Origin of the sequence: Pseudomonas sp. 86_A (assembly GCF_017491705.1) — a bacterium.
GTDB classification, from domain to species: domain Bacteria; phylum Pseudomonadota; class Gammaproteobacteria; order Pseudomonadales; family Pseudomonadaceae; genus Aquipseudomonas; species Aquipseudomonas koreensis.
The window spans coordinates 1-446 of sequence record NZ_JAFGYS010000178.1 but is presented as its reverse complement, the minus strand read 5'-3'; the positions used below and the strand labels follow the sequence as shown (position 1 = coordinate 446).

1 protein-coding gene is annotated in these 446 nt (G+C 63.7%); it reads left to right on the top strand.

Annotation, left to right across the window (positions count from 1 at the left end):
• The coding region (gene tssJ / locus J5M57_RS28570; RefSeq protein WP_207938555.1) for a type VI secretion system lipoprotein TssJ at positions 1-446 on the top strand (446 nt) is incomplete at both ends.

Here is a 446-nt window from a genome sequence, read left to right as displayed (position 1 = left end):
CAGGCGAACCGCCGTCAAGCGCGTTGTGGCGGCAATGGTATGCACATCGCTCGCGGCTTGCGCAAGCTTGCCGGCACGCAAGGAAACAGCCGATCTGATCGTGAAGATCAAGGTGAGCGAAGGCGCCAATCCGGATGAGCATCAGCGCCCGGCGCCCGTGATGGTGCGGCTGTACGAGCTGAAATCGGCCGGCGCGTTCGAGAACGCCGATTTTTTCACGCTACAGAGCGACAGCCGCAAGGTGTTGGGTGACGACGCGATCGCGACGGATGAATTCGTGATGCGCCCGGGCGACACCCGGGATATTCATCGGCGTGCCGATTCCGCGGGGACGTCGGTCGGCGTGCTGGTCGGTTATCGAGAGCTCGGCAAATCGGTGTGGCGGGCGGTCCATAAGCTGCGGCCGGCTCCGGAGGATGCATGGTACCGGGCATTCACGCCAAGGA